13 protein-coding genes are annotated in these 12160 nt (G+C 37.9%); 8 read left to right on the forward strand and 5 right to left on the reverse strand.

The annotated features are described in order from the left end of the window. Positions 1-15: 15 nt before the first annotated feature. The 3 genes from ASG38_RS07130 to ASG38_RS07140 are packed head-to-tail and all read left to right on the forward strand — an operon-like array spanning position 16 to position 1518. Positions 16-774 carry a hypothetical protein gene (locus ASG38_RS07130; protein ID WP_056068606.1) on the forward strand — a complete coding sequence of 253 codons (759 nt, stop codon included), beginning with the start codon at positions 16-18 and terminating at the stop codon, positions 772-774. A gap of 58 nt (positions 775-832) precedes the next feature. Then, the gene (locus tag ASG38_RS07135; protein ID WP_056068608.1) at positions 833-1072 is read left to right on the forward strand and encodes a hypothetical protein; all 240 of its coding nucleotides are present in this window, start codon (positions 833-835) and stop codon (positions 1070-1072) included. Next, entirely contained in the window at positions 1069-1518 is a 450-nt protein-coding gene (locus ASG38_RS07140) for a hypothetical protein (protein ID WP_056068610.1), read from the forward strand. Before ASG38_RS07135 ends, ASG38_RS07140 begins: the two co-directional genes overlap by 4 nt. A 172-nt stretch (positions 1519-1690) precedes the next feature. Here ASG38_RS07140 and ASG38_RS07145 read toward each other — a convergent pair whose 3' ends face one another. From ASG38_RS07145 to ASG38_RS07155, 3 genes are all read right to left on the reverse strand, one after another. Then, entirely contained in the window at positions 1691-1963 is a 273-nt protein-coding gene (locus ASG38_RS07145; protein WP_056068611.1) for a hypothetical protein, read from the reverse strand. Between the two features lie 242 nt (positions 1964-2205). Then, positions 2206-3774 carry an NAD(P)/FAD-dependent oxidoreductase gene (locus ASG38_RS07150; RefSeq protein WP_056068614.1) on the reverse strand — a complete coding sequence of 523 codons (1569 nt, stop codon included), beginning with the start codon at positions 3772-3774 and terminating at the stop codon, positions 2206-2208. 62 nt (positions 3775-3836) lie between these two features. After that, complete coding sequence (locus tag ASG38_RS07155) at positions 3837-4892, reverse strand: DUF2891 domain-containing protein (RefSeq protein ID WP_056068616.1); 1056 nt, start codon at positions 4890-4892, stop codon at positions 3837-3839. A 227-nt stretch (positions 4893-5119) separates the two neighbouring features. Between ASG38_RS07155 and ASG38_RS07160 the strand changes: the two genes are divergently transcribed. Next, on the forward strand, positions 5120-5359 hold the full coding sequence (locus ASG38_RS07160) for a hypothetical protein (protein ID WP_056068618.1): 240 nt from the start codon (positions 5120-5122) through the stop codon (positions 5357-5359). Between the two features lie 379 nt (positions 5360-5738). Here ASG38_RS07160 and recQ read toward each other — a convergent pair whose 3' ends face one another. Next, a complete protein-coding gene (recQ, locus tag ASG38_RS07165) occupies positions 5739-7934 on the reverse strand; it encodes a DNA helicase RecQ (protein ID WP_056068620.1) in 2196 nt (731 codons plus the stop codon). An 86-nt stretch (positions 7935-8020) separates the two neighbouring features. Here recQ and ASG38_RS07170 point away from each other — a divergent pair, with 86 nt between their 5' ends. The 4 genes from ASG38_RS07170 to lptB all read left to right on the forward strand — a co-directional run bounded on the left by ASG38_RS07170 (position 8021) and on the right by lptB (position 10966). Further along, complete coding sequence (locus ASG38_RS07170; protein WP_056068622.1) at positions 8021-8986, forward strand: SIS domain-containing protein; 966 nt, start codon at positions 8021-8023, stop codon at positions 8984-8986. A 3-nt stretch (positions 8987-8989) separates the two neighbouring features. Then, positions 8990-9817, forward strand: a complete 828-nt coding sequence (tatC, locus tag ASG38_RS07175) for a twin-arginine translocase subunit TatC (RefSeq protein WP_056068624.1) — start codon at positions 8990-8992, stop codon at positions 9815-9817. Then, complete coding sequence (locus ASG38_RS07180; protein ID WP_056068627.1) at positions 9801-10148, forward strand: carboxymuconolactone decarboxylase family protein; 348 nt, start codon at positions 9801-9803, stop codon at positions 10146-10148. The genes tatC and ASG38_RS07180 overlap by 17 nt, the downstream gene beginning before the upstream one ends. A 77-nt stretch (positions 10149-10225) precedes the next feature. Beyond that, the gene (gene lptB, locus ASG38_RS07185) at positions 10226-10966 is read left to right on the forward strand and encodes an LPS export ABC transporter ATP-binding protein (protein WP_056068628.1); all 741 of its coding nucleotides are present in this window, start codon (positions 10226-10228) and stop codon (positions 10964-10966) included. Between the two features lie 104 nt (positions 10967-11070). Here the strand turns inward: lptB and ASG38_RS07190 are convergent, their stop codons facing one another. Then, positions 11071-11922, reverse strand: a complete 852-nt coding sequence (locus tag ASG38_RS07190; RefSeq protein WP_056068630.1) for a glycoside hydrolase family 25 protein — start codon at positions 11920-11922, stop codon at positions 11071-11073. Positions 11923-12160 lie beyond the last annotated feature (238 nt).

A 12160-nucleotide genomic window follows, 5' to 3' on the forward strand; every position in this document is an offset into this window, starting at 1 on the left:
TAAAACAAAAATAACATGCACGCATATCTAGACAATAACATATTAATTGACATAGAACAAAATAATATTTCTAAAGAAACTATAATAAATAATATTGATGTCAACATTAATCGCTTTTTTTATTCTTCAGCTCACTTACAAGAAGCTCATGAAATTAAAGGAAGTACTGAAGAAATTAAGGAGCGCTTAAAAAAACGATTTAATACTATTACAGAAACAACAGACAACAACTATTTATTTCATGAGCTAAAAACTAAAATCGTGCATAAGCAAATTCAAATACCATCAGTTGTTTATCAAACAATTACAGAGGTGAAATTTGGACAAAGTACAATGAAAGGCATGGTAAATAATGTTAGTGAAGAACAAAAAGCCTTATTTAGAAGTCAATTAAATTTAGACATAACCAAGTTAAATAATTATAATCCTGTTGAAGTTGTTGAACAGATAAATGAAAAAAAAGATGTTTTTGGTGGATTCTCATTACTTGATTTAATTGACCATGCAATTGCTCAATTTCCCAATAATGAAGATTTTGGGCTGCATAATAAATTTGCCGGTGTTTTTGAATTATTGGATTTAGTAGGTTATTGGAAAGATAAATATAATGAAAAATCAAACTATGCTCGATTATGGGATTCAAATCATGCCTATTATGCCTCTTCTTGTGATTATTTTGTTTCAGATGATAGACGTACAAGAAACAAGGCAAATGTTGCATTCCACCTTTTTAATATAAACACTAAAGTGGTTTCATCTAGAGGAGAAAAATAAAAGCATACGATTATTTCATATTGATTTATTTCTCATAAAAATTTTAAAACAATCTAATATGGCAAAAAGAATAAATAAAAAACATTTCATTATCTTTAATAATGGTGGTGTGATTAGCTCAACAACACCAAAAAATTGGGCACGAGCGCATCAAGGGTGTTTCCCAAACAAGAACTTTTCCAATTCCGATGATACTCCAACAGTAGAAGAAATAGAAAATTATTTGATACAACATTTAGATTACAAGAAGTTAAGCAATGATGAAATTGTAGTTTGCTATGACTACAAAGCGATATGAACAAAGAGTTATCTCCTCCATATTGGCATCAACTGCTTAAGCATTTTGAATTGAAAGGCTATATACAAAACGGACTAACAATTCCTTTCTTAATTGGCTCATTAGAAATAATAAATCCAAATAGAAATCAATGGACAATAAGTGAATTGACAAAATCATTTAATGATTTTGGTTGTACAATTTTAAAGTGTCCAAATATTCGAGAATTTGTAATTGGCTCATTAGATAATGAAATCTTGAAATACAAGAACTATTACCATAATCCTTGTGGCAAAATAATCGTGACAGATGCCTCCCTCAGTAAAATCAAATCTTCTAATGACATGAGAAGTTTATTTGAACAACTATATCAACCTAGATTAGACAATAAAGAATTTTCTAAAAATAATGGAATTTGGGTATATTTTTCACAAATTGACTTAGCTAGAATAAAAGAAATATTGTAAAATAATTTATACTGTGAGAAAAGTAAGAGACATACTAAAATTTTAATACTTTAAAATACAATTCTAAGGGGTTAATATTTTATATAATTTAATAGAAATTCCAGCTCTCATATTTTTTTTGCACATCATCTTTCAAATAAATTGATAAAAAAACCGCTTCCCAGCGGTTTTTCTATATTTCCTCAACTCCTTCCCACAAACACTTCACACCAAAAAGCGCACGCTTTTCGTCAGCATTTATAGAAATATCAGAATGATATAAAGCCATATCATGTACCAATTTTAGCGACTTCGATAATTCCGAAGCGCCATAAAACAAAACAAATTCAATAAATTCAGATTGAGACGGTGTAAGCCACACTTTTACCTTTGATACGTTTCGTGTATCACCCGCTGTGTCGGCTGAAGGATTCAGCTCGTCACCTTGACCTTTAGAAGTTTGCATTTTGTATGGATTATAAGTTCATAAAAAAAGGAGAGGTCACTGCAAACTCTATTAATTTTTACATTAATCGGTCTCGGGACTTTCACCCGTTTGCCTCTCCCAAGGTACATTTCAAAATGGATTTGTGAATAATGTGTCATAAATTAATAAAGTTTGCATTACAAACATACATCATATTTAAACACTTAGCCGTTTGTAATCATTTATATACGGATAATTACAAAACAATATCATTTACTAATTTAAGAAGCCATAACTCCCAAACTTTCCCCAATCTTTAACGCACATTTTTCACCATCAATAGCTGCCGAAATAATTCCTCCGGCATAACCTGCGCCTTCTCCACACGGATAGAGTCCTTTGATTTGCACATGCTCTAACGAAAAGTTATCTCTTGGAATACGCACCGGTGAAGATGTTCTGGATTCCGGTGCATGCAAAATAGCTTCGTTGGTCATATAACCTCGCATGGATTTGCCAAATTGTACAAATCCTTCACGCATAATCTGCGTTAAAAAGCCCGGAAAAACCTGTCCCAGTTCTACCGGAGTCGTTCCCGGAACATAAGATGTTTTTGGAATATCGGCAGAAACCTTGCTTTGCGTAAAATCAACCATACGCTGTGCCGGAACCCGTTGGGTTTCGCCCGCCAAATGCCAGGCACGCTGTTCGATGCTTTTTTGGAACTCCATTCCTGCCAAAGCGCCAAACCTGGCAAACGGTTTAAAATCTTCCAGTTTGAGTTCAACTACAATTCCTGAGTTGGCCGTTTCCTGGTCGCGTTTGGATGGCGACCAACCGTTGGTTACTACTTCACCCGGACTTGTAGCACAAGGCGCAATTACGCCACCCGGACACATACAGAACGAATACATTCCCCTGCCGTTGACCTGTTTTACGATAGAGTATGGCGCTGGTGGAAGATAATCGCCACGGAAATCGCAACTGTACTGTATGCTGTCAATCAGCGTTTGCGGATGCTCGGCACGAACACCCAAGGCAAAAGGTTTGGCCTCGATAAAAAATTTTTTTCGGTCAAGCAATTCAAAAATATCCCTTGCCGAATGGCCTGTAGCCAATATTATTTTTGAAGCTTTTATGATGTCGCCCTTTTGGGTTTCGACTCCTTCTACTTCGTTGTTTTTTACTAAAATATCAGTCACACGTGTATCAAACAAAACGACACCGCCAAACTCGATAATTTTTTCCCGCATGGCCTTGATGATTTTCGGCAATTTGTTTGTCCCGATATGTGGATGCGCTTCTACCAGAATTTCTTCCGAAGCTCCAAACCCAACAAACAATTCCAAAATACGGTCTACATCGCCACGCTTTTTAGAACGGGTATACAATTTACCATCGGAATAAGTTCCGGCTCCGCCTTCACCATAACAATAGTTGGAATCCTCGTTTACGATATGATCTCTGTTGATGGCTTTTAAATCCCGGCGTCTTTCCTGCACGTCTTTGCCACGTTCCAATACAATAGGCTTTAGTCCCAATTCAATCAACTGCAAGGCTGCAAAAAGCCCCGCAGGTCCTGCACCAATAACAATTACCTCTTGCTTGCCGGACACGTCTTTATATTCAGGAAGCGCAATTTTGGTTTCCTGAAAATCTTCTTTCCAATACGCCTGAATCTTCAGATTAATTTTGATGGCTTTTTGCCGGGCGTCAATAGAACGTTTCAATATGGCAATATGCCTGATTCCGGCAGGATTTACCTGCATCAGTCTGGCAACATGTTCCGTCAATAATTGTGAATTGGCAGCCACTTCGGGCGCTACTTGTATTTGAAATTCTCTTGGCATGGGGCAAAGGTAGAAAATAATTTCAGAATTATTTTTCAGCCAAACAGTCCGCCTTTTATGAGTTATTCTTGTTTTTCTTCATAGGCCCGTAACGCAAAAGAAGCCAGCCAATGCTCGCCTTCGTAGTTTCCATCGACTACAGAAGGCAGGGAAAAATCCAGATGTTTGTCTGCGGCATCCTTTAAATACCAAAACTCTTTCGGATATTGATTAATTAAGGAATATAAGTTCCAGGCACGGCTAAAGTTCAATCCGTCTAAGTGTACCAAATGTCCGTCTGTTCTGTCAGAAACCTTTGCTACTTCCCATGTAAACCTTTTATTAAAAAGTGATGGCGCAAAGCTTTTCATCCATTTCAGGAATTCTTCACGGGGCAGAATACGCTGCATAATACCCATTTCTTCCAGGCAAGGCGAAAGAAAATCGGTTCCGCTGGGTTCCCATGCAAAAGGGCAGTCTTTATCGTTTTGAAATAAGCGCATCGCATTTACCCAAATACTTTTTTGTAGCGCCTGGTTGTTGGAATGTACGGCATAATCCCACGCAAAATTCAATCCGAAAGCTGTATTGGCATGCGTTCCTGCCCGTACCGGATATAATAGCTTTGGCAAAAATTCGATATATCTGGTTATGATTATATCCGACAGCGGTTTCAAATTATCGGCCAGTTCTTTTGCATACGGCTCGTTTGAGGTTTCCAGTTCCAATTGCAGTTTTAGCAACCATGCCCAGCCATAAGTTCGTTCAAACGATTTTTCATGTTCTTTGGAAAGATAGGCTACCTCCTGTTGTATGTTTTCTTTGGAAAGGTTTACCTTTAATTTCTGTATGATTTCATCACGCTTGTCCAGGTTCGGAAATCGCTTTAGGAGATAGACTAAACTCCAGTGTCCGTGAACGGAGGAATGCCAGTCAAAACAGCCATAAAATGCCGGATGCAATTTTTTAGGCGATTGTAGTTCTGTAGCGTCCTGTAATAATTGTCCTAATTTGTTAGGATATTCCTGTTGCAGGCATTTGATGGGTAAGGTAGCGAGATGGTTTGCTTTTTCTAAAGTCAGTTCCTGTGAAAAACTGAATTGAAAACAAAAAAGAAAGAGATAGTGGGATATTTTCATGATACATCTTTTCCCAAATATAAACTTTATTGACTATCTGAAACGTATACCAAAAACAAATTTCAATAAGTTTTGCGTCTTTGCGCCTTTGCGAGCAACTATTTCACGCAAAGACGCTAAGCCGCAAAGTTTCATGTTAGTGATTTGAACTTTTGAGACTAATTCTATGCAAAAAAAGAACAGGCGATTATAAGTTCGTAGATTTGCATTTTAAAAAACAATAAAGAATGTCCAGAAGAATTAAACTTATATGGGATTTCAGGGGACCTGCCGGCACCAAAACCGCTGAACATCATGAAATCCACCTTAAAGAATTTATCGAAGCCGAAAAGCTTCCGCTTAACATCACCGGATTCGAAACCTTACACGAAATGCACGCCATTGCTTTTATGGTTGTGGAAGAAGAGAATATGATTGCGGTTAGGGATGCTTTGAAACCGCATAGAGGGGAAATCTGGGAAGAATAATTTTTGATTTGTGATTTAAGATTTTTGATTTAGAAGTGGATAATGAAAATAGTGGAGAATGGATAGTGTTTAGTGGATAGTTTTGGAAGTGAGTCAAAAAAAAAATAAAATTTCAGAAAACAATGCTGCCCTCTGAAATCTTAAATCAAAAAAGTGGATAGTGTTTAGTGGATAGTCGATAGTTGGGAGTGAGTGCAAAAAAATAAGATTTCAGAAAACATATATACTGCCCTCTGAAATCTTAAATCAAAAAAGTGGATAGTGTTTAGTGGATAGTCGATAGTATAGGAGTGGGTATAAAAAAATAAGATTCCAGAAAACAATTTTACTGCTTCCTGAAATCTTAAATCTAAAGTCTTAAATCTCAAATCCTAAATCCCTAATTCGCTACTTCGCTAATAAACTTAATGCGCATCAAACGAAGTTCTTCGATGTCATAATCGCCATCAAATTCCTTAAGGGCGTCTTTTATATTATCGGAATCGGATTCCATAAAATATTCATGGATTTCTTCCTGTTGGTCTTCGTCTAAAATATCGTCAATCCAGTATTTGATATTCAGTTTGGTACCGGAATAGACAATCTGCTCCATTTCTTTTAGCAAAACGTCCATATCCAATCCTTTGGCTTTAGCAATATCATTTAGGGAGAGTTTCCTGTCCACGTTTTGGATGATGTATAATTTCAAAGCCGAATTCGCTCCTGTCGATTTTACAACCAAATCATCCGGACGGATGATGTCATTATCTTCCACATAACGTCCAATCAGCTCAACAAAATCTTTACCGTATTTCTTGGCTTTTCCTTCTCCAACACCGTGAACGCTACCTAATTCTTCAATAGAAACCGGATATTTCAAGGCCATATCTTCCAATGACGGATCCTGGAATACCACAAATGGCGGTACGCCCAGTTTTTTAGCTACTTTTTTACGCAAATCGCGCAGCATGCCCATCAAAACCTCATCGGCCGTACCCGAAGATTTGGCTGCTGTAACGATAGCCTCGTCCTCTGATTCGTTATAATCATGGTCTTCAGACATCATAAAGGAAGTCGGGTTTTTGATAAAATCCGCTCCTTTTTCTGTAAGTTTTAATATGCCGTAGGTTTCAATATCTTTTGACAGATAACCATCTACCAAAACCTGACGGATTAAAGCCATCCAGTAACGCTCATCAAAATCGGCACCGCTGCCAAAGAAACTCTGCGCATCGGTTTTATGCGCTTTGATGGTAGCGTTGATTTTGCCAATCAGGGTGAAAATAATTTCTTTTGATTTGTATAGATGTTTGGTATCGCGAACAATCTTCAGTAATTTAACCACCTGGTCTTTTGCCTCCACTTTTTTCTTCGGGTTCCTTACGTTGTCGTCCATATCGGCACCTTCGCCTGTTTCGCTGTCAAATTCTTCTCCAAAATAGTGCAATAAGAATTTCCTTCTCGACATGGAAGTTTCTGCATAGGCAACCACTTCCTGCAAAAGTGCAAAACCAATTTCCTGTTCGGCCACCGGTTTTCCGGCCATAAATTTTTCCAGCTTTTCTACATCTTTATACGAATAATAAGCCAGGCAATGACCTTCGCCGCCGTCACGCCCTGCCCTACCGGTTTCCTGATAATAGCTTTCCAATGATTTTGGAATATCATGGTGAATGACAAAACGAACATCCGGCTTGTCAATTCCCATTCCAAAAGCAATAGTTGCTACTACCACATCAACATCTTCCATCAGGAACATGTCCTGATGCTTGGCACGTGTCTTGGCATCAAGTCCTGCATGATACGGAACCGCACTGATTCCGTTTACCTGCAAAACCTGTGCTATTTCCTCTACCTTTTTACGGCTAAGGCAATAGATGATTCCTGATTTTCCTTTATGCTGTTTGATGAACCGGATGATGTCCGATTCAATATTTTTAGTTTTTGTGCGTACTTCATAAAACAAATTCGGACGGTTGAACGATGCCTTGAAAGTCTTGGCATTGACCATATCCAGGTTCTTCAGAATGTCTTCCTGTACTTTTGGCGTGGCCGTAGCCGTGAGTCCGATTACGGGAATATCTCCCAGTTGTTTGATGATGGTACGGAGGTTTCGGTATTCCGGGCGGAAATCGTGTCCCCATTCCGAAATACAGTGTGCTTCATCAATTGCCACAAAAGAAAGCGGCACACTTTTGAGAAACTGTATGTATTCTTCTTTGGTAAGCGATTCCGGTGCTACGTATAATAATTTTGTGATTCCGGAAACGATATCTTTTTTTACCTGGGCTATTTCGGTTTTTGTAAGTGATGAATTTAAAACGTGGGCGATTCCATTTTCTGAAGAAAGGCTTCGGATGGCATCCACCTGATTTTTCATAAGGGCAATCAGCGGAGAAACTACAATTGCTGTACCTTCCTTGATTAGGGCCGGAAGTTGGTAGCAGAGGGATTTTCCACCACCGGTAGGCATAATAACGAATGTATTATTTCTGTTTATGATACTCTTGACAACTTGTTCTTGCAATCCCTTAAATTGGCTAAAGCCAAAATATTTTTTTAATTCTTTGTGGATGTCAATTTCGTTTGAATTCATTCTTTTTTAATGGTATTTTACATAAATTTGCACAACATAAAGATACAACTTTCTTTTATAACCACAAATTTTATAAAAAATCTGTTTTGATAGAAAAAGAAGCAATATTGGCGTCTGCCAAAAAAACAATATTAGCTGAAAGTAAAGCAATTGCAAATCTTTCAGAACTTCTCACCAACGATTTTGCCGAAGCCGTAGAAATCATTTTCAAGTCAAAAGGTCGCCTGATTGTTACCGGAATAGGAAAAAGCGCAATCATTGCCCAAAAAATTGTGGCGACGCTCAATTCAACCGGAACTCCGTCCATGTTCCTGCATGCTTCAGAAGCCATTCATGGCGATTTGGGAATGGTACAGCAAGACGATGTCGTTATCTGCATTTCAAAAAGCGGTAACAGTCCGGAAATCAAAGTGCTGGTTCCGCTACTAAAACGTTTTGGAAACATTTTAATTGCGATTACCGGAAATTTAACTTCTTTTCTTGGAAAAGAATCCGATCATGTCTTAAATGCGTATGTTGAGTCAGAATGTGACCCAATTAACCTTGCCCCTACCAACAGCACAACGGCCCAACTCGTTATTGGCGATGCCCTGGCTGTGGCTTTGATGGAACTTCGCGATTTTAAGAGCGAAGATTTTGCCAAATACCATCCGGGTGGTGCGTTAGGAAAAAAATTGTTGCTTCGCGTAAAAGATATGCTCGACACGACTCACAGACCTGTCGTAGCTCCGGATTCGAGCATCAAAAAAGTTATTGTGGAAATTTCTGAAAAAAGACTGGGTGTTACAGCCGTGGTAGAAAACGACAAGGTAATAGGCATCATTACTGACGGAGATATCCGAAGAATGCTTAACGACCGTGATACTTTTAACGACCTGACTGCAAAAGACATTATGACCAAAAATCCGAAGATGATTAAATCCAGCGATATGGTTGTTGATGCGTTAAACATCCTGGAAGATTTCTCCATAACACAGCTGGTTGTAGTGGATGAAGGCAATTATTTAGGTGTAATCCACCTCCATGATATTTTAAAAGAAGGAATCGTATAAATTATGGCTAAAAAGAAAAACGTAAACGAAATGTCGTTTCTGGACCATCTGGAAGAACTCCGATGGTTGTTAATCAGAAGTACATTAGCTATAGTCATCGCTTCCACTGTTGCATTCTTCTTCAGTGATTTTATTTTTGACAAAATTATATTCGGGCCAAAAGACCCTAATTTCATCACTTACCGTTGGTTTTGCGAAGTGAGTAAATTCTTCGGAAGTACGGGAGAAGGTTTTTGTGATTATAAAATTAATTTCGACGTACAGAGCCGTGTCATGTCCGGACAGTTCAATGCGCACATCTGGACCTCTATAACCGCCGGTTTTATTCTTGCCTTTCCTTTTATTTTGTGGGAATGCTGGAAATTTATCAGCCCGGCATTATACGATAAGGAAAAGAAAAATGCCAAGCTGTTCCTGGCCGTGGCTTCTTTCCTGTTTTTCCTTGGGGTTTTGTTTGGCTATTTTATCATTACGCCGCTTTCCATCAACTTCCTGGCCGGATATCAGGTGAGTACGCAAATCCATAACGATATTGATTTGGATTCCTATATCTCGCTAATACGAAGCACTACGCTGTCGTGTGGTTTGGTTTTCGAATTGCCAATTGTTATGTTTTTCCTTTCCAAATTAGGATTGATAACACCTACATTTTTAAGGAAATACAGAAAATATGCCATTGTTATTATCCTTATTATTGCGGCTATTGTGACACCTCCTGATGTGGTGAGCCAGATTATCGTGACAATTCCATTATTAATATTATACGAACTCAGTATTTTTATTTCGGGCTGGGTACTAAAAAATAAGCTGAAAAATGAGCAATCTAGTTAAAGAATTCAACGATTACCGTCAGGTAATGAATGAAAAACTGCTGAATGACGACAACAAAGTCATCAAAAGGATTTTCAACCTTGATACTAACGCCTATATGGAAGGCGCACTAAATGTAAAGACCAAAGAACTGCTTGGATTGGTAGCTTCTGCCGTTTTGCGTTGCGATGATTGCGTAAAATATCATTTGGAAACCTGCTACAAGGAAGGTATCACAAAAGCAGAAATGATGGAAGCCATGAGTATTGCTACTTTAGTCGGCGGTACTATCGTAATCCCGCATTTGAGAAGAGCTTACGAATTTTGGGAAGCCCTGGAAGAAAATAAATAATTGTTAATTAGTAACCGCATTTTTCTGAATAGTCGTTTATTTGTTCGGCAATTTTATAAAGATTAAAAAATCGGAATATGATTCTAAGAGCTGACAATCTGGTCAAAACATACAAAGGAAGAAGTGTCGTAAAAGGTATTTCTGTTGAAGTAAATCAAGGAGAAATCGTAGGTCTTCTGGGACCTAATGGTGCCGGAAAAACGACTTCCTTCTATATGATTGTAGGTTTGGTAAAGCCAAATAGCGGTAAAATCTATCTTGACAATACCGAAATCACAGATTATCCGATGTATAAAAGAGCACAAAACGGAATCGGTTATCTGGCACAGGAAGCTTCCGTTTTTAGAAAACTGAGCATTGAAGACAATATTATGAGCGTGCTTCAACTAACCAATCTTTCCAAACAGGAACAGGAAGCCAAAATGGAAAGCCTTATTGCCGAATTCAGCTTAGGGCATATCCGCACCAACCGAGGCGACCTGCTTTCCGGAGGTGAAAGACGCCGTACGGAAATTGCACGCGCTTTGGCAACCGACCCTAAATTTATTTTATTGGACGAACCATTTGCCGGAGTTGACCCGGTGGCAGTAGAAGACATTCAAAGAATTGTAGCCCAGTTAAAAAATAAAAATATCGGAATCCTTATTACTGACCACAACGTACAGGAAACACTTGCTATTACGGATAAGACCTATCTGATGTTTGAAGGTGGCATCTTAAAGGCTGGTGTTCCGGAAGAACTGGTTCAGGACGAAATGGTGAGAAGGGTTTATTTGGGACAAAACTTTGAGTTGCGTAAGAAGAAATTGGAGTTTTAGATTTGGGATTTTTGATTTATGATTTGGGATTTTTGATTGTAGAAAATAGATGATAGAGAATAGACATGAAACCGGGAAGTTGGTGCTTTTCGGTTTTTTTGTTTTTAGTTGATGGTGAAGTACTGGAGTTGTTTTGGTGTGCCGTTATAGATATTGACATCAACGGTTCCTTTGATGCCGGGTACGGTGGCTTTTTCTGTGAATTGCCAAAACAGCCATTCGTCTTTGATGGTTTCTTCAAAAAAATTGTAGTTGGCAATCCAAAACGTATAGCCTTTAAATTCTTCTTTAAGGAAATCATTATAATAGCTTTCTCCCGAATAGATGATCGGTTTTACGTTATAGTGTTTTTCTACTTTTTTCAGCCATCGCTTTAATCCGACTTTAAGACTGTCGATAGATTGTTCTTTGGGTAATTTTTCAATATCCAGAACCGGAGGCAAATCGCCTTTGTGAAGTTTTACGGTTTTGATAAAATTATCAGCCTGTTCAATAGAATTTTCATTCGGACGGTAATAATGATAAGCACCCCGAATCAGCTTATGTTTTTTCGCTTCTTTCCAATTGTCTTTAAAGGTAGCATCTACCCTATTTTTCCCTGCTGTGGCACGTATAAAAACAAATCCCAATGGAAATTTTTCTTCAATAGCATTTGCTTTTTCCCAATCTACATCGCCCTGGTATTCGGACACATCAAAACCGTATACTTTATTCTCATGTTTGCTTAAAACCTGATAAATCCTGACATCGGCAATACGCTTTTCTTCTGCGAGCTTTTTATCTGTTTTAAAACTGAAATAATAAGCCAATCCTTCACGATAATGATAGGCAGTCCCCGCAATCAAAAGGATAAAAAATGTCCACAATGAAAATTTCAATACGTTTCCGGAGAAGAAATTATTCTTCTTTTTGGATTTTCGCACTGCAGGTTTTCGTCTTGGAGCCGATTTCTTCATTCGGTAAAAATAAATGTTTTGGAGGAAAAGTTATATCCGGAACTTAAAATTATAAAAACGCCGAATTAAGCGAATTGTTACTTTTTTCAAATGCCACAGATTAAATGATTAAAATGATTCAATTAAACCCTAAACACATCTGTGAAAATCTGCGAAATCAGTGGCAAAAAAGACCCAACATTATAGCTTTTTAATGCCACAGATCAAATGATTAAAATGATTTAATCTAATCCTAAAC

Source organism: Flavobacterium sp. Leaf359 (assembly GCF_001423985.1).
Taxonomy (GTDB): Bacteria; Bacteroidota; Bacteroidia; order Flavobacteriales; family Flavobacteriaceae; genus Flavobacterium; species Flavobacterium lindanitolerans.